Source organism: Bordetella ansorpii (genome assembly GCF_900078315.1).
GTDB lineage: Bacteria > Pseudomonadota > Gammaproteobacteria > Burkholderiales > Burkholderiaceae_B > Bordetella > Bordetella ansorpii.
In genome coordinates this window covers 1-25,928 of the sequence record NZ_FKBS01000007.1, presented here as the reverse complement: position 1 = coordinate 25,928, position 25,928 = coordinate 1, and the positions used below count along the sequence as shown (strand labels likewise).

At 67.2% G+C, this 25,928-nt stretch carries 20 protein-coding genes and 1 other RNA gene; 3 read left to right on the top strand and 18 right to left on the bottom strand.

Annotation, left to right across the window (positions count from 1 at the left end):
* Positions 1–94: 94 nt before the first annotated feature.
* The 15 genes from ftsA to acpA form a co-directional block, all read right to left on the bottom strand.
* Complete coding sequence (gene ftsA / locus A7W11_RS02575) at positions 95–1,321, bottom strand: cell division protein FtsA (RefSeq protein ID WP_066123541.1); 1,227 nt, start codon at positions 1,319–1,321, stop codon at positions 95–97.
* A 4-nt stretch (positions 1,322–1,325) separates the two neighbouring features.
* The gene (locus tag A7W11_RS02570) at positions 1,326–2,138 is read right to left on the bottom strand and encodes a cell division protein FtsQ/DivIB (protein WP_066407453.1); all 813 of its coding nucleotides are present in this window, start codon (positions 2,136–2,138) and stop codon (positions 1,326–1,328) included.
* Between the two features lie 11 nt (positions 2,139–2,149).
* Positions 2,150–3,109 (bottom strand): D-alanine--D-alanine ligase, encoded by a 960-nt coding sequence (locus tag A7W11_RS02565; protein ID WP_066407450.1) that lies wholly within the window; start codon positions 3,107–3,109, stop codon positions 2,150–2,152.
* The gene (gene murC, locus A7W11_RS02560; RefSeq protein ID WP_066407447.1) at positions 3,106–4,515 is read right to left on the bottom strand and encodes a UDP-N-acetylmuramate--L-alanine ligase; all 1,410 of its coding nucleotides are present in this window, start codon (positions 4,513–4,515) and stop codon (positions 3,106–3,108) included. The genes A7W11_RS02565 and murC overlap by 4 nt, the downstream gene beginning before the upstream one ends.
* 154 nt (positions 4,516–4,669) lie before the next feature.
* A complete protein-coding gene (murG, locus tag A7W11_RS02555; protein ID WP_066407444.1) occupies positions 4,670–5,749 on the bottom strand; it encodes an undecaprenyldiphospho-muramoylpentapeptide beta-N-acetylglucosaminyltransferase in 1,080 nt (359 codons plus the stop codon).
* Positions 5,746–6,939, bottom strand: a complete 1,194-nt coding sequence (ftsW, locus tag A7W11_RS02550) for a putative lipid II flippase FtsW (RefSeq protein ID WP_066407441.1) — start codon at positions 6,937–6,939, stop codon at positions 5,746–5,748. Before ftsW ends, murG begins: the two co-directional genes overlap by 4 nt.
* Entirely contained in the window at positions 6,936–8,465 is a 1,530-nt protein-coding gene (gene murD, locus A7W11_RS02545) for a UDP-N-acetylmuramoyl-L-alanine--D-glutamate ligase (RefSeq protein WP_066407438.1), read from the bottom strand. The genes ftsW and murD overlap by 4 nt, the downstream gene beginning before the upstream one ends.
* The gene (mraY, locus tag A7W11_RS02540) at positions 8,462–9,631 is read right to left on the bottom strand and encodes a phospho-N-acetylmuramoyl-pentapeptide-transferase (protein ID WP_066407436.1); all 1,170 of its coding nucleotides are present in this window, start codon (positions 9,629–9,631) and stop codon (positions 8,462–8,464) included. Before mraY ends, murD begins: the two co-directional genes overlap by 4 nt.
* Positions 9,621–12,461, bottom strand: coding sequence for a bifunctional UDP-N-acetylmuramoyl-L-alanyl-D-glutamate--2,6-diaminopimelate ligase MurE/UDP-N-acetylmuramoyl-tripeptide--D-alanyl-D-alanine ligase MurF (gene murF / locus A7W11_RS02535; protein WP_082887045.1), 2,841 nt, complete (start codon positions 12,459–12,461; stop codon positions 9,621–9,623). Before murF ends, mraY begins: the two co-directional genes overlap by 11 nt.
* A complete protein-coding gene (locus A7W11_RS02530; RefSeq protein ID WP_066407432.1) occupies positions 12,458–14,206 on the bottom strand; it encodes a peptidoglycan D,D-transpeptidase FtsI family protein in 1,749 nt (582 codons plus the stop codon). The genes murF and A7W11_RS02530 overlap by 4 nt, the downstream gene beginning before the upstream one ends.
* Positions 14,203–14,499 (bottom strand): cell division protein FtsL, encoded by a 297-nt coding sequence (gene ftsL / locus A7W11_RS02525; RefSeq protein WP_066407429.1) that lies wholly within the window; start codon positions 14,497–14,499, stop codon positions 14,203–14,205. Before ftsL ends, A7W11_RS02530 begins: the two co-directional genes overlap by 4 nt.
* On the bottom strand, positions 14,499–15,578 hold the full coding sequence (rsmH, locus tag A7W11_RS02520) for a 16S rRNA (cytosine(1402)-N(4))-methyltransferase RsmH (RefSeq protein ID WP_066407426.1): 1,080 nt from the start codon (positions 15,576–15,578) through the stop codon (positions 14,499–14,501). The genes ftsL and rsmH overlap by 1 nt, the downstream gene beginning before the upstream one ends.
* A gap of 8 nt (positions 15,579–15,586) precedes the next feature.
* A complete protein-coding gene (gene mraZ, locus A7W11_RS02515) occupies positions 15,587–16,015 on the bottom strand; it encodes a division/cell wall cluster transcriptional repressor MraZ (RefSeq protein WP_066407423.1) in 429 nt (142 codons plus the stop codon).
* 304 nt (positions 16,016–16,319) lie between these two features.
* Positions 16,320–16,741, bottom strand: an RNA gene (gene rnpB / locus A7W11_RS02510) — RNase P RNA component class A.
* An 81-nt stretch (positions 16,742–16,822) separates the two neighbouring features.
* The gene (gene acpA, locus A7W11_RS02505; protein ID WP_066408524.1) at positions 16,823–18,523 is read right to left on the bottom strand and encodes an acid phosphatase; all 1,701 of its coding nucleotides are present in this window, start codon (positions 18,521–18,523) and stop codon (positions 16,823–16,825) included.
* A gap of 267 nt (positions 18,524–18,790) precedes the next feature.
* Here acpA and A7W11_RS02500 point away from each other — a divergent pair, with 267 nt between their 5' ends.
* Both A7W11_RS02500 and A7W11_RS02495 read left to right on the top strand, forming a co-directional pair.
* Positions 18,791–20,188, top strand: coding sequence for a cytochrome-c peroxidase (locus A7W11_RS02500; protein ID WP_066407415.1), 1,398 nt, complete (start codon positions 18,791–18,793; stop codon positions 20,186–20,188).
* Between the two features lie 169 nt (positions 20,189–20,357).
* Positions 20,358–22,196 carry an ATP-binding cassette domain-containing protein gene (locus A7W11_RS02495; protein ID WP_066407413.1) on the top strand — a complete coding sequence of 613 codons (1,839 nt, stop codon included), beginning with the start codon at positions 20,358–20,360 and terminating at the stop codon, positions 22,194–22,196.
* Positions 22,197–22,429: 233 nt separating this feature from the next.
* On the opposite strand, the gene pyrC is transcribed toward A7W11_RS02495, so the two are convergent.
* Entirely contained in the window at positions 22,430–23,503 is a 1,074-nt protein-coding gene (pyrC, locus tag A7W11_RS02490; protein WP_156522974.1) for a dihydroorotase, read from the bottom strand.
* 10 nt (positions 23,504–23,513) lie between these two features.
* A complete protein-coding gene (locus A7W11_RS02485; protein WP_066407407.1) occupies positions 23,514–24,707 on the bottom strand; it encodes a M20 aminoacylase family protein in 1,194 nt (397 codons plus the stop codon).
* Between the two features lie 149 nt (positions 24,708–24,856).
* Here A7W11_RS02485 and A7W11_RS02480 point away from each other — a divergent pair, with 149 nt between their 5' ends.
* Positions 24,857–25,135 (top strand): SWIB/MDM2 domain-containing protein, encoded by a 279-nt coding sequence (locus A7W11_RS02480; protein ID WP_066123589.1) that lies wholly within the window; start codon positions 24,857–24,859, stop codon positions 25,133–25,135.
* A 171-nt stretch (positions 25,136–25,306) separates the two neighbouring features.
* Here the strand turns inward: A7W11_RS02480 and A7W11_RS02475 are convergent, their stop codons facing one another.
* Complete coding sequence (locus tag A7W11_RS02475) at positions 25,307–25,669, bottom strand: DUF4870 family protein (RefSeq protein WP_066407405.1); 363 nt, start codon at positions 25,667–25,669, stop codon at positions 25,307–25,309.
* Positions 25,670–25,928: the final 259 nt, after the last annotated feature.

Sequence of the window (25,928 nt, the reverse complement as noted above, 5' to 3'; positions counted from 1 at the left end):
AGCCGACCGGGTTGTCCGCTACCGGTTTGAAGCGCCTCCTTCGGGCCTGCCTTCGTAGGCAGGCCTCCGGTGGGCCGCAAGGCCTACCGTTTCCCTAATTCATGAACCATTCCTTCATGCGCTGCAGCAGCGACTTGAAGTTGCCGGTCTGCGCCGCCACCTTGCGGCCGCGCAGGCGCTGCATGCGCGCCTCCTGCAGCAGGCCCATCACGGTGGAGAAGCGCGGGTTGCGCATCACGTCGGCCAGGCTGCCTTCGTACTCGGGCACGGCCACGCGCACCGGCTTCAGGAAGACGTCCTCGGCCAGCTCGATCATGCCGGGCATCTGGGCGGTGCCGCCCGTCAGCACCACGCCGGACGCCAGCAGATCCTCGTAGCCCGAATCACGCACCACCTGCTGCACCAGGCCGAACAATTCCTCGACCCGCGGCTCGATCACGGCGCCCAGCGCCTGGCGCTTGACCTGGCGCGGGCCTCGGTCGCCCAGGCCGGGCACTTCGACGGCCTCTTCGGGGCGCGCCAGCACCTGCTTGGCCACGCCGTAGCGCAGCTTGATCTCTTCGGCGTCGGGCGTCGGCGTGCGCAGCATGGCCGCGATGTCGTTGGTGATCTGGTCGCCGGCAATCGGGATCACCGCGGTATGGCGGATCGCGCCGCCCGTGAAGATCGCCACGTCGGTCGTGCCGCCGCCGATGTCGACCAGCACCACGCCCAGTTCCTTCTCGTCGGAGGTCAGGCAGGCCAGGCTGGAGGCCAGCGGCTGCAGGATCAGGTCCTGCACTTCCAGGCCGCAGCGGCGCACGCACTTGACGATGTTCTGCGCGGCGCTGACGGCGCCGGTGACGATGTGCACGCGCACTTCCAGGCGCAGGCCGCTCATGCCGATGGGCTCGCGGATGTCTTCCTGGCCGTCGACGATGAATTCCTGCGTCAGCACGTGCAGCACCTGCTGGTCGGTCGGGATGTTGACGGCCTTGGCCGTCTCGATCACGCGCGCCACGTCGGTGGCGGTGACTTCCTTGTCCTTGACCGCCACCATGCCGCTGGAGTTGAAGCTGCGGATGTGGCTGCCCGCGATGCCGGTGTAGACGTCGCGGATCTTGCAGTCGGCCATCAGCTCGGCTTCCTCCAGCGCGCGCTGGATGGAGTTGACGGTGGTCTCGATGTTGACGACCACGCCCTTTCGCATGCCGCGCGATTCGTGCTGGCCCAGGCCGAGCACTTCGAATCGGCCTTCCGGCAGAATTTCGGCGACGACCGCGACCACCTTGCTGGTGCCGATGTCGAGCGCGACGATGAGGTCCTTGATGTCACGAGTCATGGCGTTATCGTTTCTTGGGTGGTTTCGTATGAGGTTGCGATTCGGGCAGCGGCGCCAGCGCCAGCGCGAAGCCGTTCGGATAGCGCAGGTCCGCCTGCGTCACCGTGCGGCCTTCCAGGCGCGTGGCCACGGCGGGCCAGGCCTGCACGAATCGTTGAATGCGGGCAGCGAACGGCAGCGCGCCGGGCAGGCCCAGCGGGTCCGGCGCGTCGGCTGCCGGATCGCGTCCCAGGTCCAGCAGCAGGTCGTTGGACAGCTTGGCGCGCCACGCATAGCGCGGGCTCAGTTCCAGCTCTTTCACGCGCAGGTCCAGCGGCGCGAACCAGCGCGCCAGCTCGGCGTAGCGCTGCACCACCAGTTCCTGGCTGCCCTCCGGGCCGGAGAACTGCGGCAGGTCCGCGTCGTCGTCCAGCTCGCCCGTGTTCGCCGTGAACGCCTCGCCCCAGGTGTTGATCATCTGGTTCTCGTTCCACAGCGCCAGCGGCTGCTGTTCCTCGATGCGCACGCGCAGCGTGTTCGGCCAGATGCGCCGGATGGTGGCATGCCGCACCCAGGGCACCGACTCGAACACCTCGCGGGCCTCGTCCAGATCCATCGTGAAGAAGTTGCCCCGGAAACGGCCGGCGATCGACGCCCGCACCGAGCCCGGCGATACGTAATGCAGCTCGCTGTCCGGCATGGGCTCGAGCTCGATGGCCGCCAGCGTGAAGTAGGGCCGTTGCGCCACCCATGCCACGCCGCAGGCGAGCATGACCGCAACCGCCAGCACGGCCAGCGTGTTGGCGATCAGGTTGATGGTGCGAGCGTCGTTCCACACAGAGCTTCCTGTCAGTTCTTGCGAGCCGGGCTGCGCACCTTGCAGGTGGCGCCGGCCAGAATCGTCACGCACAGGTCGGCATAGCTCATGCCTACCGCCCGCGCGGCCATGGGCACCAGCGAATGGCTGGTCATGCCCGGAGATGTGTTCATTTCCAGCAGCCAGGGCTTGCCCTGGCGGTCCAGCATGAAGTCGGCGCGGCCCCAGCCTTCGCAGCCCAGCACGCGATAGGCCTGCACCGCCAGCTCGCCCATCCGCTGGGCAAGCTCGGCCGGCACGTCCGCGGGGCAGAAGTACTGGGTTTCGTCCGAGTAGTACTTGTGCTCGAAGTCGTAGTTGCCGCCCGGCGCCGCGATCTCGATCACGGGCAGCGCACGCGCTTCCGAACCGCTGCCCAGCACCGCCACCGTCATTTCCCGGCCGGTGATGAAGGCTTCTGCCAGCACCGTGCTGTCCAGGCGCGCGGCCTCGGCATAGGCGGACTTCATGTCCGAATACCCGACGACCTTGGTGATACCCACCGAGGACCCCTCGTGCGGCGGCTTCAGGATCAGCGGCAGTTGCAGGCGGTCCGGCACCAGGCGCAGGTCGGTGGTGGCATCCAGCACCTCGAACGCCGGCGTGGGCAGGCCATGCTGCTCCCACACGCGCTTGGTCATGATCTTGTCCATGGCCAGGGCGGAAGCCATCGGGCCGCTGCCCGTGTACGGAATTTCCAGCAACTCCAGCGCGCCCTGGATCGTGCCATCTTCGCCGTAACGGCCGTGCAGCGCGATGAAGACGCGGTCGAAGCCCGCCTGGGCCAGTTCGGCCAGGCTGCATTCGCCGGTGTCGAACAGGTGAGCATCCACGCCGGCCGACAACAGGGCCTCGTGCACGCCTGTACCGGACATCAGCGAGACTTCGCGTTCCGCGGAGCGGCCGCCGTACAGCACGCCGACCTTGCCGAAGGACTTGGGATCAATGCTCATGATTTGCCCCCCAACTGAGCCGGCACGCGGCTGATGGTGCCGGCGCCCATCACGATGACCACGTCGCCGTCGCGCACGAAAGCCTTCACGGCCTGCGGCAGTTCCTTCACGTCTTCCACGAACACGGGTTCGACCTTGCCGGCCACGCGCAGCGCGCGGGTCAGCGCGCGGCCGTCGGCGGCCACCAGCGGCGCCTCGCCGGCCGAGTACACCTCGGTCAGCAGCACGCCATCGGCGGTGCCCAGCACGCGCACAAAGTCTTCGAAGCAGTCGCGGGTACGGGTATAGCGGTGCGGCTGGAAGGCCAGCACGATGCGTCGCTCGGGCCACGCGCCGCGCGCGGCGGCCAGCGTGGCGGCCATCTCGACGGGATGGTGGCCGTAGTCGTCGATCAGTGTGAACGTGCCGCCGCCATGCTCGGTGGGCACGTCGATCTCGCCCCATTGCGTGAAGCGGCGTCCCACGCCCTTGAAGGCGGCCAGGGCTTCGGCGATGGCGGTATCGGACACGCCCAGTTCGGTGGCGACCGCGATGGCGGCCAGGGCGTTGCGCACATTGTGCAGGCCCGGCAGATTCAGCGTGATGTTCAGTTCGGCCAACTGGACCTGGTCGCGGTCCTGGCGCTGCACGCGGAAATGCATGCGCGTGCCGTCCGCCCGCACGTCCAGGGCGCGCACCTGCGCCTCGGGACTCAGGCCGTAGGTGGTGATGGGACGCGACACGAACGGCATGATCTCGCGCACGTTGGCGTCGTCCACGCACAGCACGGCGCTGCCGTAGAACGGCAGGCGCTGGCTGAATTCGATGAAGGCGCTCTTCAGGCGCGCGACGTCATGGCCATAGGTGTCCATGTGGTCGGCGTCGATATTGGTGACGATCGCCATCACCGGCAGCAGGTTCAGGAACGACGCGTCGGACTCATCGGCCTCGACCACGATGTACTCGCCCTGCCCCAGTTGCGCATTGGCGCCGGCCGAGTTCAGGCGGCCGCCGATCACGAAGGTGGGATCCATGCCGCCTGCGGCCAGCACGCTGGCCACCAGGCTGGTCGTGGTGGTCTTGCCGTGCGTGCCGGCCACGGCGATGCCGCGCTTCAGGCGCATCAGCTCGGCCAGCATCACGGCGCGCGGCACCACCGGAATGCGCGCGGCGCGGGCCGCGATCACTTCGGGGTTGTCGCCGGCCACGGCGGTGGAGGTGACGATGGCGTCGGCGTCGGCCACGTTGGCCGCGTCATGGCCGATGGCCACGTGCATGCCCAGGCTGGCCAGGCGGCGCGTGACGGCGGAGTCGTTCAGGTCGGAACCGCTGACCTGGTAACCCAGGTTCAGCAGCACTTCGGCGATGCCGCTCATGCCCGAGCCGCCTACGCCTACGAAATGGATGTGTTGAATGCGGTGTTTCATTATTTCAGCCTCCGCTCGGCCGCCCGGAGGAGGCTGATGCCCCCTCGGGGGGCAGCGAACGCAGTGAGCCTGGGGGCAACCCATAGCCTCCGCTCGGCCGCCCGGAGGAGGCTGGCGCCCCCTCGGGGGGCAGCGAACATAGTGAGCGTGGGGGTCATTTTTTTTGCCTCGCTGCTTGTTCGCAAATGTCGGCGATATCGGCCGCGGCCTGCGGACGCGCATGCGTGCGCGCCCGTTCGGCCACGGCCTGGAGTTCTTCGCGGGTGCGCTGGCCCAGCCACTGCGCCAGCCATTCGGGCGTCAGGCCCGGCTGGGGCTGCAACCAGGCGGCCTGGCCGTCGGCCAGGAAGCGCGCATTCGCGGTTTGGTGGTCGTCGATGGCGTGCGGAAACGGCACGAACAGCGCCGCAACGCCGGCTGCCGCCACCTCGGACACCGTCATGGCGCCCGCGCGGCACACCATCAGGTCGGCCTCGCCCATGGCGCCCGCCATGTCCTCGATGAAGGCGCGGCAATCGGCCCGCACACCGGCATCGGCATAGGCTTGCGCCAATGCCTGGATATGTTGCTCGCCCGCCTGGTGCACCACCTGCGGACGCTGCCCTTCAGGCAGCATCGCCAGCGCGCGCGGCAGGGCTTCGTTCAGGGCTTGCGCCCCCAGGCTGCCGCCCACCACCAGCAGACGCAGCGGGCCGGTGCGGCCGGCATACCGCTGCGCGGGTCCGGACAAGGCGCACAGGTCGGCGCGCACGGGATTGCCCAGCGCATCGCCATTCGGCAGCACGCCAGGGAAGCCGCTGAGCACGCGGCGCGCCAGACGCGCCAGCCAGCGGTTGGCGGTGCCGGCCACGGCATTCTGTTCATGCACCACCAGCGGCATGCCGCGCAGCGCGGCCACGACGCCGCCCGGGAAGGCGACGTAGCCGCCCATGCCCAGCACCACGTCGGGACGCACGGCGGACAGGCGGCTCCAGGCCTGGCCCAGTGCGCTGGCCAAGAGGAACGGCAGACGCAGCATCGCGCCCGCGCCACGGCCACGCAGGCCCGCGAAGCGCAGCGGCACCAGGTCGAACCCGCGCGCCGGCACCAGGCGGCCTTCCATTTTCTCGGGGTTGCCCAGCCACATCACGCGCCAGCCGCGCTGGCGCAGCACGTCGGCCACGGCCAGGCCGGGCATGATGTGCCCGCCGGTGCCCCCGGCCATGATCAGGATGGTCTTTGCCGGGGCGTTCATACCCTGCCCCCGCGCATCATGACCCGGTTCTCGATGTCCACGCGCACCAGCAGGCCCAGCGCGCACAGGTTCATCACGATGCCCGAACCGCCGTAGCTCATCAGCGGCAGCGTCAGGCCCTTGGTGGGCAGCAGCCCCAGGCACACGCCCATGTTGATGAAGGCCTGCACGCCGAACCACATGGCGACGCCGTTGGCGACCAGGCCCGCGAAGGTACGTTCCATGGCGATGGCCTGGCGACCGATGTCGAAGCCGCGTTGCACCACGACCGCGAACAGGCAGATCACCAGCATCACGCCGGCGAAACCCAGTTCCTCGCCCACCACCGCCATCAGGAAGTCGGTATGCGCTTCGGGCAGGTAATGCAGTTTCTCGACGCTGGCGCCCAGGCCCACGCCCAGCCACTCGCCACGCCCCAGGGCGATGAGCGAATGCGACAACTGATAGGCGCTGCCATAGGCGTTGGCTTCGTTCCAGGGATCCAGATAGGCGAACAGACGGGCGCGGCGCCACGGCGACAGCCAGATCAGCATCAGGAACATGCCCAGCAGCACGGCCAGCAGACTGCTGAAGTACTTGCCGTTGATGCCGCCCAGGAACAGGATACCGATGGCGATCGCCACGATCACCATGAAGGCGCCCAGGTCGGGCTCGAGCAGCAGCAGCATGCCGACGCCGCCCAGCGCGGCCGCCATCGGCAGGAAGCCACGGGCGAAGGCCTGCATGTGCTCCTGCTTGCGGACCGTGTAGTCGGCGGCATACACCACCGCCGCGAGCTTCATCAGTTCGGAGGGCTGGAAGTTGATCGGACCCAGCGGAATCCAGCGGTGGGCGCCGTTGACCTCGCGCCCGATGCCCGGCACCAGCACGGCGGCCAGCAGCAGAATCGACACCATGAACAGCGGCACGGCCATGCGCTGCCACACCCGCACCGGGATCGTCAGCACGACCAGCGCGGCCACTACGCCGATGGCCATGAAAATGCCGTGGCGCAGGATGAAGTAGTAGCGGCCGTACGAGGCATAGCGCGGACCGTCGGCCAGGCCGATGGATGCCGAATAGACCATCAGCAGGCCCAGCAGCAGCAGCGTCGACGCGGCCACGATCAGGGCCATGTCGCAATTGCGCATGCGGGTGCGGCCGGGCGGAACGGCGTTGACGCTGGCGGTCAGGTCGGCAAATAGGCTCATACCTCTCCCCGATCCATCGCCAGTTCCGCGACCTCGCCGGCGAACACCTCGCCGCGATGCGGATAGTTGCGGAACATGTCGAAGCTGGCGCACGCGGGCGACAGCAGCACGGCATCGCCGGGCTGCGCCAGGTCGGCCGCGGCGCGTACGGCGGCGCGCATGCCATCGGCGCGCTGCAACGTCACACCGGTGGATGCCAGCGCCTGGCCGATGGCGTCGGCGTCGGCGCCGATCAGCACCACCGCGCGCGCATGGCGCGACACCACCGGCACCAGCGGCGAGAAATCCTGGCCCTTGCCCACGCCGCCGGCGATCAGCACGGCCTGCTGGCCCAGGCCTTCCAGGGCAGCCACGGTGGCGCCCACGTTGGTGCCCTTGCTGTCATTGATGTAGTCCACGCCGCCGATGCTGCGCACGAAGGCCGCGCGGTGCGGCTCGCCCGCGTAGTCGCGCAGCGCCCGCAACATCGGACCCCAGCCCAGATCCAGCGTGCGCGCCAGTTGCATGGCGGCCAGAGCATTCATCGCATTGTGCAGGCCGCGGATGCGCAGCGCATCCACCGGCATCAGACGGCTCAGGCGGCCCGCCGGACGGACGGGCGGCGGCGCATCTTTCTTGCGGCGCGTGGTCGTGGGAGCCGGTTCGTAGAAGTCGTTGGGTTCGCTGGCGGCCAGCCAGGCCACGCCATGGCCCTGCTCCAGGCCCATGTCGCCCACCATTTCGGGCACGTCGCGGCCGAAGCTGCGCACGCGCTCGGCCTTCAGCGTCTCGACCATGCGCACCGTCAGCGGATCGTCGCGGTTGACGATGGCGATACGGGCCATCGTCAACAGGCGCGCCTTGGATTGAGCGTAGGCCTCCATGCCGCCGTGCCAATCCAGGTGGTCTTGCGTCACGTTCAGCACCACCGCGGCGTCGGCCGACAGCGTGCGCGTGGTTTCCAGCTGGAAGCTCGACAGTTCCAGCACCCACACCTGCGGCAGGTCGTCGCTGTCCAGCGCATCCATCAGCGCGGTCAGCGCGGCGGGGCTGATGTTGCCCGCGGCGCGCGCGGTCAGGCCGCAGGCCTCGACCAGTTGGCGCGTCATCGCGGTCACCGTGGTCTTGCCGTTGGTACCGGTGATGGCCAGCACGCGCGGCCGATACTCGCGCGTCTCGGCCAGGCCGGCCAGGGCGCGCGCGAACAGTTCGATCTCGCCGATGACGTCGATGCCGCGCACGGCGGCTTCGGTCAGCAGGTCCAGCGCAGGCGCCTGGCCCGGCGCCAGGCCGGGGCTGAGCACGACCTGGTCAACGCCGTCCAGCAGATCAGCGTCGAACGCATTGCCGCAGCCCAGGCGGTATTGCACGTCGGCCTGTTCAAGCGACTGCTTCAGCGCTTCGATACCCGCGGGTTCGGCCCGCGTATCCGCCACGCGCAGCGACGCCCCCTGCCGGGCGCACCAGCGCGCGGCAGCCGCACCCGTCTCGCCCAATCCGAGGATCAGGGTACGGGCGGCAGGGGAGGTTGCGTCGATCTCGCTCATCGCAGTTTCAGGGTGGACAGACCAATCAGCACCAGCATCATGGTGATGATCCAGAAGCGGACCACCACCTGCGTTTCTTTCCAGCCGCCCACTTCGAAGTGGTGGTGCAGCGGCGCCATCCGGAAGATGCGCCTGCCCTCGCCATAGCGGCGCTTGGTGTACTTGAACCAGGTGACCTGCACCATGACCGACAGCGTCTCGACCACGAACACGCCGCCCATGATGAACAGCACGATTTCCTGGCGCACGATCACGGCGATGGTGCCCAGCGCGCCGCCCAGCGCCAGCGCGCCGACGTCACCCATGAACACCTGCGCCGGGTAGGCGTTGAACCACAGGAAGGCCAGCCCGGCCCCGCCGATGGCCGCGCACAGCACCATCAGCTCGGACGCGCCGGGAATGTAGGGGAACAGCAGATACTTCGAATAATCGACGCGGCCCACCACGTAGGCGAAGATGCCCAGCGCCGCGCCCACCATGACGGTCGGCATGATGGCCAGGCCGTCCAGGCCGTCGGTCAGGTTCACCGCGTTGCTGGTGCCCACGATCACGGCCCAGGTCAGGCCCACGAAGCCCAGCACGCCCAGCGGATAGCTCACGCTTTTGAAGAACGGCACGATCAGGTCGGCGCGGGTCGGCAGCGGCATGATGAAGCCGCTGGACACCCAGGCCTTGAACAACGGCCACAGCTCGGCATTGGCCGGCGCGGACACGGCGAAGGCCAGGTACACGGCAGCGATCATGCCGATGGTGGCCTGCCAGAAGAACTTCTGGCGTGCCGGCATGCCTTCGGGATCGCGGTGCACCACCTTCTTGTAGTCGTCCATCCAGCCGATCCAGCCGAAGCCGAAAGTGACCAGCAGCACCACCCACACGAAGCGGTTGGTCCAGTCGGCCCAGAACAGCGTGCTGATGGCGATGGAGATCAGGATCAGCGCGCCGCCCATGGTGGGCGTGCCGGTCTTGACCAGATGGGTCTGGGGACCGTACGAACGGACGGCCTGGCCGATCTTCAGTTCGGTCAGCTTGCGGATCACGCGCGGACCGGCCACCAGGCCGATGATCAGCGCGGTGGCGCAAGCCAGCAGGGCGCGCAGGGTGATGTATTCGAATACCCCGATGACGCGGACGTCATCCGACAGCCAACGGGCGATCTCAAGCAGCATGCCGGTCTCCTGCGCCTGAGGGCGTGTTGTTGTTATTGGAAGAAAAACCCTGCACTACCCGCTCCATGCGCATGAAACGCGAACCCTTCACCAACACACTGGCGGGCGCCGCCTTGCGCAGCGCCGCCACCACTTCTTCCACGGACTCGCAGGCCTGCGCCCCCGAGCCGAATACCTGCGCGGCCAGCTTGCTGGCCTCGCCCAGCGTCACCAGTTGCTCGATGCCGCGCTCGCGCGCATAGGCGCCCACTTCCTGGTGCATCGCCGGGCCGTTGTCGCCCACTTCGCCCATGTCGCCCAGCGCCAGTGCGCGCGGGCCGGGCAGTTGCGCCAGCACGTCGATGGCCGCGCGCACCGAATCGGGATTGGCGTTGTACGTATCGTCGATCAGCAGCGTGCCGTCGGCCATGGGCTTGCGCTGCATGCGTCCGGCCACCGCGCTGAAACCCGACAGCGCCCGCAGGGCCACGTCCAGCGGCGCGCCCGCGGCCAGGCCGCAGGCAATGGCCGCCAGCGCGTTGCGCAGGTTGTGCGTGCCCGGCACGGGCAAGTCCAGCGGCGCGCAGCCCGCCGGCGTCACTACGCGGCAACGCGTACCGGTGACGTCGGATTCGATCTGCTCGGCATAGACTTCCAGGCCCGGTTCCAGGCCGAAACGCAGCACGCGGCGCGGACCGGCCAGCGCGTCCCAGATGGGCGCGTAGGGCTCGTCGCCCGGATACACGGCCACGCCATCGGCGGGCAGCGCCGCCAGGGCCGCGCCGTTCTCGCGCGCCACGGCCTCGACCGTGTGCATGAATTCCTGGTGCTCGCGCTGCGCGTTGGTGACCAGCGCCACGCTGGGCGCGGCCAGCGCCGCCAGATAGGCGATCTCGCCGGGATGGTTCATGCCCAGTTCGAGTACGGCGGCGCGGTGCTCGGGCCGCAGCCGCAGCAACGTCAGCGGCACGCCGATGTCGTTGTTGAAATTGCCAGCCGTGGCCAGGCGGTGCGCCTCGCCCTGCCAGCCCGCCAGGATGGCGGAGATCATTTCCTTGGTGGTCGTCTTGCCGTTGCTGCCGGTCACGGCCACCAGCGGCAGCGCAAAACGCGCACGCCAGGCGGCGCCGATGCGGCCCAGCGCCAGGCGGGTATCGCCCAGCACCAGTTGCGGCAGGCTGCAAGCCTCGACACGATGCGCCACCACCGCGGCGCAGGCGCCGCCGGCCTGGGCCTGCGACAGGTAGTCGTGGCCATCGAAGTTGTCGCCGGACAGCGCCAGGAACAGTTCGTCGGCGCCGATACGGCGCGTGTCGGTGGACAGCGTGGGCACCTGCGGCAGCAGCAGCGCCAGGCGCGCCCACTCGCGGTCGTCGAACGGCAGCTTGGCGCCGGCGACTTCCTGGTAGGTCTCGTGGCCCTTGCCCGCCAGCAGCACGACGTCCTCGGGCGCGCTGCGCCAGATCTCGTGCATGATGGCCAAGGCACGATCGGCCTGCACGCTGGCGCGCGCGCTGCGCGGCATGCCGGCCAGGATCTGTTCGATGATCGCCTGCGGCGGCTCGCCGCGCGGATTGTCGCTGGTGACCAGCACGCGGTCGGCATGCTCGGCCGCGATGCGGCCCATCTCGGGACGCTTGCCCGGATCACGCTCGCCGCCGCAGCCGAACACGCACGCCAGGCGTCCGCCGCGCGCCTGCGCCACGGGCCGCAGCGCGGCCAGCGCGCGCTCCAGCGCGTCCGGCGTATGGGAGTAATCGACCACGACCAGCGGGCCGCGCGCCGCGGGATTCACGTTGCGCAGCGACAGCGGCGTCACCGCCTGCAGGCGGCCGTCCACCGGCTGCGCGGCAGCCAGTTCCCGTGCGATGTCGGACAGCGCATAGCCCAGCTTCTGGAGCATGCCGGCCACCAGCAGCAGGTTGGCGATGTTGTGCACGCCCAGCAGGCGCGAGACGATCTGCGCCTCGGCGCCACGCGAGACCAGCGTGAACACCTGGCCATGCGCCGTGACCCGCAGGTCGCGGGCCTGGATGTCGGCCGGTTCGCCGCCCAGCGAGTACGACAGCGCCACGCCGGCGGGCAGGCTGGCCAGCATGCGCCGTCCGGCCGCGTCGCCGGCATTGATGACGGCGCCATTCAATTCGGCACGCCGGAACAGCAGGGCCTTGGCCGCTTCGTACTGTTCCATCGTGCCGTGGTAATCAAGGTGATCGCGCGTCAGGTTCGAATACCCCGCCACCGCGATGCGCACACCGTCCAGACGGCCCTGCTCCAGGCCGATCGACGAGGCTTCCAGCGCCACCGCGGCCGCACCCGCGGCCCGCATGGCCGCCAGCGTGCGATGCACGGAGAGCACGTCAGGAGTCGTCAGCACACCGCCGAGCTCGCGGCCATCGGGCAATTGCGCCCCCAGCGTGCCGATGGCGCCGCACGGCCGCTGCAGGCGCGTCAATGCGCCCGCGAGCCATTGCACCGTGGACGTCTTGCCGTTGGTGCCGGTGACGGCCACCACGGTCAGCGCCGCCGACGGCTGGCCGTACCACTGGTCGGCCAGTTCGCCCAGCATCGCGCGCAGGCCGCGCACCGCCAGCACCGGACCGCCGGCAGGCACCTGCGGTGCGCCCTCGGCCTCGTACAACACCGCGCCGGCGCCTTGCGCCAGCGCCTGATCCACATACAGGCGGCCGTCGGAACGCTGGCCAGCGCAGGCCACGAAGACGTCGCCGGTCTTCAACTGGCGCGAATCCAGGTGCATGTCGGCGCCCGCCGCGGCGTGCGTGCGCAGCCATTCCAGCACTTGCGTGCAGTCGGCCAGCATGTTGGGCGGGGTGGCGGCGCGCATGTTCATCGACCCACTTCCGGAGCGCCGGCCGACGGGTTACCCGCGACGATGGTCGACTCGAACGGCGCGTCGGGCTGCACGCCCATCAGGCGCAACGAACCGCTGACCACGCGCGAGAACACCGGCGCGGCAATGGCGCCGCCGTAATAACCGCCCACCTTGGGCTCGTCGATGGACACGGCCACCACGATCTTGGGATTGGACACCGGCGCGAAGCCCACGAACGAGCTGCGATAGCGTTGCGTGCTGTACTTGCCGTCCACGATCTTGCGCGCCGTGCCGCTCTTGCCGGCCACGCGGTAGCCCTGCACCATGGCCGCCTTGGCGCCATCGGGACCCGCCGCCCCTTCCAGCATGCCGCGCACCATCTGGGCGATCTTGGGCGGATACACGCGCACGCTGGTGGGATCGCTGTCGCGCTTGACCAGCGTCAGCGACACCATGTCGCCGTCGCGGGCGAATACGGTATAGGCGCGCGCCACCTGCAGCAGCGACACCGACAGGCCGTAGCCGTAGGCCATCGTGGCCTTTTCGATCAGGCGCCAGCGCTCCCAGGGACGCAGGCGGCCCGGCGCGGCCCCCGGGAATCCCAGTTGCGGCGCCTGACCCAGGCCCAGTTCCGTGAAGCGGTTCCACATCTCGCGCGCTTCCAGGCGCTCCGAGATCATGGTCATGCCGATGTTGCTGGAGCGCAGCAGGATGCCGGCCACGTTCAGCGTGCCGTTGTGGCGGCTGACGTCGGTGATGGTGCTGCCCTGGTACTGGAAGCGGCCGTTGCCCGTCTCGAACAGGGTGCTGGGCGTGATGCGGCCCAGATCCAGCGCCAGCGCGGCGGTGAACGGCTTCATGATCGAGCCGGGCTCGAAGGTGTCGGTGATCGCCTGGTTGCGCAGCTGCGATATCTGGAAGGTGTCGCGGCGGTTCGGATCGAACGTCGGCAAGCTGGCCATGGCCAGGATCTCGCCGGTCTGCACGTCCAGCACCACCGCCGTCGCCGCACGCGCTTCATGCTTCTGCATGGCGTCCTGCAGTTCTTTATAGAGCAGGTACTGCACGCGCGTGTCGATCGACAGGCGCAGGTCGCGGCCGTCGACGGGCATGGTCACCGCCTGCACGTCCTCGATCACGCGGCCCAGGCGGTCCTTGATGACGCGGCGGCTGCCGGCACGGCCGGACAACAGATCGTTGAAAGCCAGCTCGACGCCTTCCTGGCCCTTGTCCTCGACGTTGTTGAAGCCGACCACGTGCGCCGTCACTTCGCCTTCGGGGTAATAGCGCAGCGACTCGGGCTGCTGATGGATGCCCGGCAGGCTCAACTGCTTGATCTTGTCGGCCACTTCCATCGGCACCTGGCGCTTCAGGTAGACGAAGTTGCGGTCTTCGTCGGCCAGGCGGCGGCGCAGGTCGGGCAGCGGCATGCCCAGCAGGTTGGCCAACGCCGCCAGTTGGGCATTGTCGGCCTGCTTGGCGTCTTCGGGAATGGCCCAGATGGCGCGTGCGGGCACGCTGGAGGCCAGCACCACGCCATTGCGGTCCAGGATCTTGCCGCGCGTGGCCGACAGCGTCAGGGTGCGCTCGTAGCGGCGCTCGCCCTGCTGCTGCAGGAATTCGGTGGACAGCCCTTGCAGGAACAATGCCCGGCCCGCCAGCACGACGAAACCGCCGAACAGCAGGATCAGCACCAGGCGCGCGCGCCACATGGGCAACTGGCCGCGCAGCACGGGATTGTCGAAGAAAGGCATGCGCTTCATTGCGCACCTCCGACTGTGGGCTGCGCGATGGGAGCCTGGTTCAGGTAGATCGTGCGATCAGGCACGATGGGGATCATCTTCAGGTCGCCGCGGGCGGCCTGGTCGACCCGCGCATTGCGGGCCAGCTCGGCGCGCTCGAGCTGCAGGCGGCGCCAGTCGGTGTCCAGATCGCGAGCCTGCGCCTGGTCGCGGCCCAGCTCGATGAAGAGCTGGCGCGACTGATAACGGGCCGTGACCAGCGACACCGATGCGAGCATCAGCAACGCGGCCACGATCAGGCTCAAGCGGGCCATCAGTTCGCCCTCCGCTTGCCGGCCGGACGGCGCGCCTGCGCGCCAGGCACCGGCGGAACGAAATCGCCGCCGCCCGGGGGCAGCGGCTCGGCGGTGCGCTCGGCCACGCGCAGCACGGCGGAGCGCGCACGCGGGTTGCCGGCGACTTCCTCGTCGTCGGCCAGCACGCGGCCCAGCGACTTCAGAATGGGTTGGGGAAGTTCGCTTTCACGCAGGGGCAGGCGCGAGTACGCCGCCGCAGGCCGGGCGGCCGCCGCGATGCACTGCTTGACCATGCGGTCTTCGAGCGAATGAAAGCTGATCACAGCCAACCTCCCCCCAGGGGCGAGCAGACCTAGAGCTGACGCGAGGGCGCCAGCGAGTTCCTCGAGTTCCCGATTGAGGTAAATCCGTAGAGCCTGAAAGGTGCGTGTGGCCGGATGCTGCCCCTTTTCGCGCGTGCGGACGGCGCTGGCGACGCACTCGGCAAGCTCGAGCGTGGTGCACAGCGGCCGTGTTGCGCGGCGAGCAGCAATCGCCTTTGCAACCTGAAAAGCAAACCGTTCTTCGCCATAATCCGCAATGACCTCCCGCATTTCATCCACGCTGGCTTGCGCCAGCCATTCCGCGGCCGTCGGACCGCGGGTGGTATCCATCCGCATGTCCAGCGGGCCTTCCCGCATGAACGAGAAACCTCGTTCGGCGTCGTCGATCTGAGGCGACGACACACCAAGATCCATCATCAGGCCATCGATCCGGCCGATGCCCAATGCTTCCAATTCCTGCGCCACGGTGACGAAGCCGTTATGGACGACCGTCACCCGGCTATCCGCCGCGGCCAGCTCATGCGCCACGGCAATGGCTTGCGGGTCCTTGTCGAACACCACCAGCCTCGCCTCGGGCCCGAGCCGGGACAGCAGCTCGCGGCTGTGACCGCCGCGGCCGAAGGTGCCATCGACATAGATGCCGCGCTGCACCCGCTGCTGCGGTTCGGCGTCGTCCGCGGCGCCCGACCGGTCCGCGCGCTTGTTGCCGAATCGCGGCAACACCAACGCGTCCACCGTCGGCGCCAGCAGTACGGGCCGATGCTCGAGGTTCATAGAAAATTTCAGAAAGAAAACTGGTTCAACACGTCCGGCATCCCCTGAGCCAGGTCCGCCTCTTCACGGCGGGCCAGGGAAGCGGCATCCCACAGCTCGAAGTGCGTGCCCATGCCAAGCAGCATCACATCTCGCGTCATACCGGCGGCGTTGCGCAGTTCGGGGGCGACGAGGACCCGGCCGGAGCCGTCGATCTCCACATCCTGGGCGTTACCCAACAGCAAGCGCTGCAGACCCCGGGCAGACATGGGGAAGCCGGCGATCTGCTCGCGCTTCTTCTCCCACTCGGGCCGCGGATACATCAGCAGACAGCCATCGGGGTGCCGGGTCAGTGTCAGGCAGCCGTCAGCCTGAACCGCGAGCGCGTCACGATGCCGGGTCGGAATCGAGATCCGCCCCTTGGCATCCATCGTCAGCGCGCTGCTTCCCTGGAACACCCATCCGCCCCACTTAGTTGCACAAAATCCTACTTTTTCCCACTCTACGGTAATGGGCAAACCCGGTCAAGCGAGCGGTTGCAATTTTTTCAATCAAACCAAGGACTTAGGGCAACCGCCATAAGACCCCATAAAAAAACCCCCTGAAAAATCAGGGGGTTGTTGATACAACTCAATGTCTTTCATCAGAAAGCGCCGGAAATAGTGCGCTGGGACAGCGTGTTACGGCCCGCCAACATACTTTTGAACTTCCGGTTACATATGGGTAACAACCCTCGCCACAAGGCGTGGGCTCCTGCATTCAGAGCAGGACAGATCTATAGGCCGGATTCTGTACGCCGGGTGACCCCGGCGGGCAATCATTCCTCTGCGCCGGCCATTGCTGGACGGCTGTAGCCACCTACCCGCATGCTCGAACGGAGCCGCCCTTCCCGGTCCGAAGACCGTACGCATGCCTATTTGATGTTGCTCCGGATAGAGGTTGCCGCGTTTCACCCTGCCGCGCCGCCCGCCGTTGCCGGTGGACGAGGCACGGAGATGGCCGTGCCTGTGCGTACCGAAGCACGCCCGCGCCGCAGACTCGTCTCTGTGGCCCTATTCCTCGAATGAACAAGGCGGGGCAAGCCCCGCCAGCATCCGGACGGCCGTTAGCCGCTATCCTGCCCTATGGAGTCCGGACCTTCCTCGAGACGCCCGAAGACGCCCCGCGATTGCCCGATCTGTCCTGCGAGCGGCATTTTACTCGACAAAGAACAACGGGCCCCGCCGTCTGGACGACGGCTGGGGCCCGCGATGGCGGCAGGCAGCTTAGTTGCTGGCGGTCGCGGTAGCCGTCGTGTCGGTGATCAGCGTTTCCGACAGGTCGCCGATGGTCACGCCGTTGGAGGCGTAGCCGTCATTGCGCGTCTTCAGGCCCGGCAGGACCGGCAGGCTCCAGCGGCGGGTGATGAAACGCAGGATCGACGTGGTGTCGTTGTAGGTGTGGTCGACGAAACCCTTCTTCACGTTCGGGCCGATGACCAGGGCCGGAATGCGCGAGCCCGGGCCGAAGCGGTCGCCCTTGGGCGGCGCGACGTGGTCCCAGATGCCGCCGTTTTCGTCGTACGTCACCACCACCAGCATGTGGCCCCACTGCGGGCTCTTTTCCAGGTGCGAGATGATGTTGGCGATGTTCTGGTCGCCGCGCAGCACGTCGGCATAGCCCGAGTGTTCATTCAGGTTGCCTTCCGGCTTGTAGAACGTTACGGCGGGCAGCTTGCCCGAATCGATGTCGGCCATGAACTGGCTGGCTTCCAGGCCGCCGTCCTTCAAATGCTTGGCGCGCTCGGCCTGGCCGGCGTCGGTCGTCGGATCGAAGCGCGTGAAGTAGTTGAAGGGCTGGTGATGGAACTGGTAGTTCACGTTCGGCGTACCGGTCGCGGCGTTCAGGCCGTTGCCGTCGTTGCCCGCGTAGGCAGCCGGAGGCAGCGTGCGGCCCTGGATGTAGCCGTAGCCGCCGGCGTACCAGGCCCAGTCGATGCCGGCCGTGGTCAGGTAATCACCGATGTTCGGGCCCGTCTGCGGCGTGGGCACGTTGTTGACCGTATTGTTGGCCAGCAGCAGGTCGTCGCCCGTGGCGCCGGCCAGCGGCGCGACGCCGCTGGGCTGGTACGGGGGCTGCATCGTGTTGACGGCGTAGCCATCGGGCGTCAGCGCGGCGTACGGCGTGGCCAGGACGGCACTGGCGGCATTGGTCAGGGCCGAATCGCTTTCGTGGCCGGTGGCCAGCGCCAGGTTGTGGCCCTGGTCGCCATCGGTCAATTGCGCGACCTGCGGCGTGAAGCGCGCCAGCGTGGCGTCGACCTTCAACGGCGCCGAGGCGATCAGGTACTGGTGGTTCAGGAACGAGCCGCCGAACGCACCCTGGAAAAAGCGGTCGGCCAGCGTGTACTTCTGCGCCACGGCCCACAGGGGCAACGTCTTTTCTTCCGTGCCGCTGAAATGGCCCATGACCATGCCGCCCGAGTCGGCCCAGGCCGCGAACATGTCGTTTTTGCCGCCGTTGATCTGCATCTGGTTCTGATAGAACTGGTGCCACAAGTCGTGGGTCACCGCGTTCAGGCCCACGCTGTATTCCTCGTTGATCGAGAACGGCGCGTTGGCCATGCCGTCGGTGTCGGCCTGCGTGACGGTCGGCAGGCCGGCGACGAACTGCGTCGACGCGGCGGTGGTCAGGCCACCCCACACCTGCGGCAGCGTGGCCAGCACGGTGCCGTCACGGTCTTTCTGCTTTTCATAGGTCGCGCCGGACAGGGGATCCAACTGGCCGGGGAACTCGCTGTACAGGTTGTCGAAGCTGCGGTTCTCGGCAAAGATCACGACGACGTTCTGCACGTCGGCAACCGCCTTATTGACCAGCTCTTCCTGCGACACGACCGGCGGGGTCGTGGTGTCGCCGCTGTTGTCGGCCTGGTCGTCGTTGTGATCGCCATTACAGCCGTACAGGCCGCCGGCAACGGCAATGGCCATCGCGGGCCACACCAGCTTTGATCGATTGTTCACGGTTTTTTTCCTCTCGCTTCATCCGGCAAATGCCGTATCGCCGCGCATGATGCAGCGCTCGCATGTGAAGTTCGTGACCACGCACTGACGGCGCACTGAATCTGACAAACCCCTTATTTATAGGGGTTTCGTGCGTTTTCCGTGATTCACCTGCACGTCAGCAAGTTGCTAAATCTCCGACACATCCGCGCTCTATCCTGCGAGCGTTCTTCTACAAATCCGTTCGCCCGATCCATGCTCCGATTCTCTTCGCGGCGCGCCGTTTTTTTTGGCCGCCGCAACACGCGTCCCCTGTCTGCCACGCTCTTCGCGATCTGTGCAATCAGCGCATCCAGCGCACTGTTCAACGGCGACGCGCTTGCCGCCCAGCCCGCCTCCGAAGCCACGCAGGCCCAGCCTGCGCCGCGTGACCTGAAGACATCGCCCGAGCGTGCCGCGCACCACGAACGCGTGCTGGCCATCCGTGCGATCGGCCGCGAAATGTTCCTGGACCCGCGCCTGTCCGCGTCGGGCAAGCAGGCTTGCGCGTCATGCCACGATCCGAAGAATCACTTCTCGCCTTCCAACGACCTTTCAGTGCAGTTGGGCGGTGGCAAGCTGAACGAAGCTGGCACGCGCAACGTGCCGTCCTTGACGTACATCCATCAAGTGCCGATGTTCGTCGAGCACTTCCATGACTCGGAAGAAGAAGGCGATGACAGCCTCGATGCCGGCCCCACCGGCGGCCTGACCTGGGATGGCCGCGTCAACCGCGGCAGCGAGCAGGCGCGCATCCCGCTGTTCAATCCGGCCGAGATGGCCAACACAGATCCGGCCGATCTGATCGCACGCATCAGCAAGGCGCCCTACGCTGACAAAATCCGTGGCCTGTACGGTGCCAAAGTGTTCGACAACACCACCACGGCCATGAACGCCGTGCTGCAGATCTTCGAGTTCTACGAACAGACGCCCGAGGAGTTCTTTCCCTACACCAGCAAGTACGACGCGTTCCGCCTGGGCCGCGCCAAACTGAGCGCCCAGGAGGAGAAAGGCCTGCGCCTGTTCATCGCCGAGGACAAGGGCAATTGCGCCAGTTGCCACCGCTTCTCGCTGCCCGCGACCCTGCCCGTGTTCAACGACTACGGCCTGATCGCGCTGGGCGTGCCGCGCAATCCCGCGATTCCCGCCACGCACGACAAGAGCTACTACGACCTGGGCCTGTGCGGCCCCTACCGCACCGACTACAAGCATCACCCCGAGTACTGCGGCCTGTTCCGCTCGCCCTCGCTGCGCAACGTGGCCACGCGCAAGAGCTTCTTCCACAACGGCGTCTACCACTCGTTGAAGGAAGTGCTGAACTTCTACGTGCTGCGCGACGTGCAGCCCGAGAAGATCTATCCGCGCCGCGCCGACGGCAGCATCGATCAATACAACGACCTGCCCAAGCAGTACCGCGAGAACCTCAACATGGACCCGCCCTTCGGCGGCAAGCCCGGCGATGCGCCCGCGCTGAGCCCGGATGAGATCGACGACGTGATCGCCTTCCTGAACACGCTGACCGATGGCTACAAGCCCGAGAGCGATCCCACCCAGGCCGCCGCTGACGACAAGACGGCCGTCGCCGCCAAGCAGGCCAGCGCAGTCGCGCACTGACAGTACAACGCTCACTGCCCCCGTGATCACCTCGATGCGCCAGACCCGGAACGGGCCTGGCGCATTTGTTTTGGGCGCCCTCGCATGCCGGCGGACACCGTCCGCGCATCAATCCGCCCTTCCTGCGAAAATACGGATCTCTTCCGATTTCCGCAGCAGATCGCCCTACATGGCCGCCTCTTCCCTCATCGCCCTCACCGACCTGCAACTGGCCTTCGGCCACCATGCGTTGCTCGACCACACCGACCTGTCCATCCAGCAGGGCGAACGCATCGGCCTGATCGGCCGCAACGGCGCCGGCAAGTCCTCGCTGCTGCGCATCCTGTCCGGCGAGGCCGAGCCCGACGACGGCACCGTCTCGCGCACCAGCGGCCTTAAAGTCGCCGTCGTCACACAGGAACCCGAGCTGGATGAAAGCGGCACCCTGTACGACGCGGTGTTCGGCGAGATCGACCTCGACTCCGAAGATTGGCAGCGGCCTGCCCGCGTGCGCGCCCTCATCGAAAAGCTGGGCCTGGATCCCGACGCCCCGGCCTCGGGCCTGTCCGGCGGCACCCGCAAGCGCCTGGCCCTGGTCCGCGCGCTGGCGGACCAGCCCGACCTGCTGATGCTGGACGAGCCCACCAACCACCTGGATTTCGAAGGCATCTCGTGGCTGGAAGGCATGCTGCGCGACGGTAACTTCGCCGTGCTGTTCATCACCCACGACCGGCGCTTTCTCGACGCTGTCGCCACCCGCATCGTCGAACTCGATCGCGGCAAACTGCTCAGTTTCCCCGGCAACTTCAGCGAATGGCAGGTCCGCAAGGCCCAGTTCCTGGAAGCCGAACGCCTCGAAAACGCCCGCTTCGACAAGCTGCTGGCGCAGGAAGAAGTCTGGATCCGCAAAGGCGTCGAAGCCCGCCGCACCCGCAACGAAGGGCGCGTACGCCGCCTGGAGCGCCTGCGCGTCGAGCGCAGCGAACGCCGTGAACGCGTGGGCGACGTCACCCTGGCCGTGGCCGAAGGCGGACGCTCGGGCAAGCTGGTGGCCGAACTGGACAACGTCGGCAAGTCGTTCGCCGACCGCACCGTAGTCGACGGCTACTCCACCACCGTGCTGCGCGGCGACCGCATCGGCCTGATCGGCCCCAACGGCGCCGGCAAGACGACGCTGCTCAAGCTCATCCTGGGTGAACTGGCGCCCGACACCGGCACCGTCAAGATGGGCACCAACGTCTCGGTGGCCTACTTCGACCAGATGCGCAGCCAGCTCGACGAGAACGCCACGCTGGCCGAGGTGATCAACCCCGGCAGCGAATGGATCGAGATCGGCGGCCAGCGCAAGCACGTGATGAGCTACCTGGGCGACTTCCTGTTCTCGCCCGCGCGCGCGGGCTCGCCGGTCAGCAGCCTGTCCGGCGGCGAGCGCGCGCGTCTGCTGCTGGCCCGCCTGTTCGCCCGCCCGGCCAACGTGCTGGTGCTGGACGAGCCCACCAACGACCTGGACATCGAAACCCTCGAACTGCTCGAAGAGCTGCTGCAGGACTATACCGGCACGGTGCTGCTGGTCAGCCACGATCGCGCCTTCCTCGACAACGTGGTCACGCAGACCATCGCCAGCGAGGGCAACGGAAAATGGCGCGACTACGTCGGCGGCTACGATGAATGGCTGGCCCAGCGGCCCGCTGCGCCGGCTCCCGTCCTGGCCCCCGTATCGGCCCCGGAAGCCGCCGTGCAACCGGCCAGCGCCGAGAAACCCGCCACCGCGGCAGCGCCCGCGCCCGCCAAGGCCGCCAAGCGCCTGTCCAGCTGGGAAGAGCGCGAACTGGACGGACTGCCCGACGCCATCGCCGCCAACGAGGCCCGCCAGGCCGCCATCGCCGCCCAACTGGCCGACGGCAAGGTCTATCACGAAGACCCGGCCCTGGCCGCGCGCCTGGGCGAAGAGCAGGCGCGCCTGGAATCCGAACTGGAAGAGAAGTTCGAGCGCTGGGAAAGCCTGGAGGCGCGTCGTACGGGCGCCTGAGACTCGTTGAAAAAACTCCGGCGCCTCGACACCCTGGAGTCATTGGCCAGGCTCCCTGAGCACTCGTGAAGAGGGACTGCACACGCAGGCCCGTCTTCTGTCCTTGTAAGCACGAACGAAATGCAAAAAGGCCGCCCCAGCGGACGGCCTCCGGTACTGCCTTCAGGAGCCAAACCTGAACGCGCGATTCATGGAACAGCGGCGCACCCGCCCGCCGCTTGAACCCGGCGGCTTCAGCCAGCGACCGCCATGCGCCACGGCAAGGTTTCGCCAGCCGCCAGCGGCACCAGCGAGGTCTCGCCGAACGGCAGTTCCTGGGGAATCTGGTATTCGGCGCGTTCCAGCGTCAGCGTGCCGGTGTTGCGCGGCAGGCCGTAGAAATCGGGACCGTGGAAGCTGGCGAAGCCTTCCAGCTTGTCGATGGCGCCGACCATGTCGAACGCCGTGGCGTACAGCTCCATGGCATGCAGCGCGCTATAGCATCCGGCGCAGCCACAGGCATGCTCTTTGAGGTGGCGGGCATGCGGTGCGCTGTCCGTGCCCAGGAAGAAGCGCGGGTTGCCACTGGTGGCGGCCTCGATCAACGCCAGGCGATGCGTCTCGCGCTTGAGAATGGGCAGGCAGTACCAGTGCGGCCGCACGCCGCCCTGGAAGATGGCGTTGCGGTTGTACAGCAGATGCTGCGGCGTGATGGTGGCTGCAATGGGGCCGTCGGCATCGCGCACATAATGCGCGCCTTCCTTGGTGGTGATGTGCTCGAATACCACTTTCAAGCCGGGGAACGCGCGGCGCAGCGGCTGCATGACGCGCTCGACGAAGACGGCCTCGCGGTCGAACACGTCGATACCCGGGTCGGTTACTTCACCATGCACCAGCAACGGCATGCCACAGCGCTCCAACGCTTGCAGCGCCGGCGCGCACTTGCCCAGCAGATCGGTCACGCCCGCATCGGAATTGGTCGTGGCGCCGGCGGGATACAGCTTCACCGCGTAGACCTGGCCCGACTCATGCGCGCGCACGATCTCGTCGGCGGGCGTGTTGTCGGTCAGGTACAGCGTCATCAACGGATTGAAGACATCGGCGCCGATGCCCGCCTTGCGCAGCGCCGCGTCGATACGCTCGCGATAGGCCTGCGCCTGCGCGGTCGTGGTGACCGGCGGCTTCAGGTTCGGCATGATGATGGCGCGCGCGAACTGGCGCGCCGTATCGGCCACGACGGCCTCGAGCGCTGCGCCATCGCGCAGGTGCAGGTGCCAGTCGTCGGGACGGACCAGCGTCAGGGAAGAAACAGCAGCGGAAACGGACATGACGGAGGGCTCAATCGGCCAGGGGCATGCCGCGTTCGGCCAGGGCGCAGAACATGGCGCTACCCAGCGGAATCACGGCGTCGTTGAAATCGAAATTCGAGTTGTGCAGCAGGCAGCCGGATTCGGCGCCACCTTGGCCCAGGCGGAAATAGGCGCCTGGTTTGGCCTGCAGCATGAAAGAGAAATCCTCGGAACCCATGGACGGCGTCAGGTCGCGCACCACGTTTTCCTTGCCAATCATCTCGGTGGCGATGTCCGCCACCAGGTGAGCGTGCTGAGGCGTGTTCAAGGTGGCCGGATACAGGCGTTCATAGTGGAGCTGGGCGGTGGCGCCGAACGCGGCCGAGATGGACGTGGCCAGCTCGCGCATGCGCGTCTCGATCATCTCCTGCACGGACTTGCGGAACGAGCGAACCGTGCCCACCAGCCTGGCTTCGCGCGGGATGACGCTCATGGCGCCAGGGTGGCCGGCTTGCAGCGACCCGATGGACACCACCGCCGAGTCCAGCGGATTCACATTGCGCGAGACAATGGTCTGCAGCGCCGTGATCAGGTGTCCGGCCACCGTGACCGGATCGATGGTCTGATACGGATGCGCGCCATGGCCGCCGCGGCCCTCGATGGTGATCTCGAAACGATCCGCCGCGGCCATCATCGGCCCGGGATTGATGCCGATGGTGCCCGGGCGCAAGCCCGGCCAGTTGTGCAGCGCGTAGATGGCGTCACAGGGAAAAGTATCGAACAGGCCGTCGTCGAGCATGGCCTTGGCGCCGCCCCGGCCTTCTTCGGCCGGCTGGAAGATCAGCACGGCCGTACCGTCGAAGTTGCGGGTCTGCGCCAGGTAGCGCGCCGCGCCGATCAGCACGGCGGTGTGACCGTCATGGCCACAGCCATGCATCAGGCCGGGCTTGCTGGATTTGTGGGCAAAGCTGTTGTCTTCCGTCATGGGCAGCGCATCCATGTCGGCGCGCAGGCCGATCATGCGACCGCTGTCGCAGCGCTTGCCGCGGATGACGCCAACCACGCCGGTCTTGCCGATGCCGCGGTGCACCTCGATGCCAAGCGCCTCGAGCGAGCCCGCCACGATGCCCGAGGTGCGCACTTCTTCGAATCCGAGCTCGGGATGCGCATGCAGATCGCGCCGCAGCGCGGTCAGTTCGTCGTGGAAGAGCCGGATCGACTCGAGGGGTGAGCGTGCATGCATGGGAAGTTACAGGATACCGCAATGCAGGAAAGACACCGGCTATTTTAGTTGCTACAGAGGATAAATGGCTTTGTCTTTAGAGGAGAGACACGTTATGCTGCGGCCCGCAAGGACACTTTTTCCAACCACCAGAGAAGGAGAGCCGCAACATGGCCACCACCTCCAAAACCGCGACTGCACGCAAGCCCAACGCCGCGTTCATGAAGCCGCTGACTCCCAGCCCCGAACTGGCTGCGGTCATTGGCGACGCCGCCGTGCCGCGTACCGAGGTCACCAAGAAGATCTGGGATTACATCAAGCAACACAACCTGCAAGATGCCAGCAACAAGCGCAACATCAACGCCGACGCCAAGCTGCGCCCCATCTTCGGCAAAGACCAGGTCACGATGTTCGAACTGACCAAGCTGGTCAACGCTCACCTGAAGTAAGCAAGGCCGAGGGCGTACGGCGTACGTCCCTGCCTTGATCGCGACTCCCGCCGACGCGCGCGGGTTCGCCTCCCCCCTTCTCTCTCCCCTCTGCCCCGCACGCCACGCGCGTGACTAACGGCCGGTTCGCGTAAAACGCAGACCGGCCGTTAGGGTGTGGGTGTTCGCCGTTCAGGCGTAGGCGTTGGGCGTGCGGCCTTCCAACAGCGCCAGCCAGCCTTTGATCAGGCGGTACACGGCCCAGACGAACACGATCGGGAAACCGATGTAGCCGATGAAGATCACGGTGGTTACGAAGCTGATGGCCAGCCACAGTACGGACCACCAGAAGGTGCGCAACAACCAGTCGAAATGCGCGGCATACATGGTACCGGCCGCGTCCGAACGCTTGACGTAGATCAGCACGATGGCGGCAATGGCCGCCACGCCGAAGATCCCCGCCGTCAGCAGCGAAAACGCGAACAGGCCATAGGCCACGTGCGTCAGGGTGCGCAGGTCCGGCGAGGTTGCCGAGGGGATCTGGGGATCGGTCACGATCGCTGCTCCATCGAATAAGTTAGGGCAATCTTACCGCACAATAGAGCGCTTCCGACCCCTTCTGTTGCATGCCGATGCTGCTTGCCAGCCTATGCTGCAAGACCCCGATTGACAGACGAGAAAGGAGGCCTTCCTGGCAGCCATCCTGCCCGGGGATCGCCTCTGCCTTGATGGATGAAAGCAGTTCTCTTGCGCTTTTTTCGAGCGTCCAAAGCAAAACCCCGCAGACGTTGTGTCTACGGGGTTTTGGGGATAA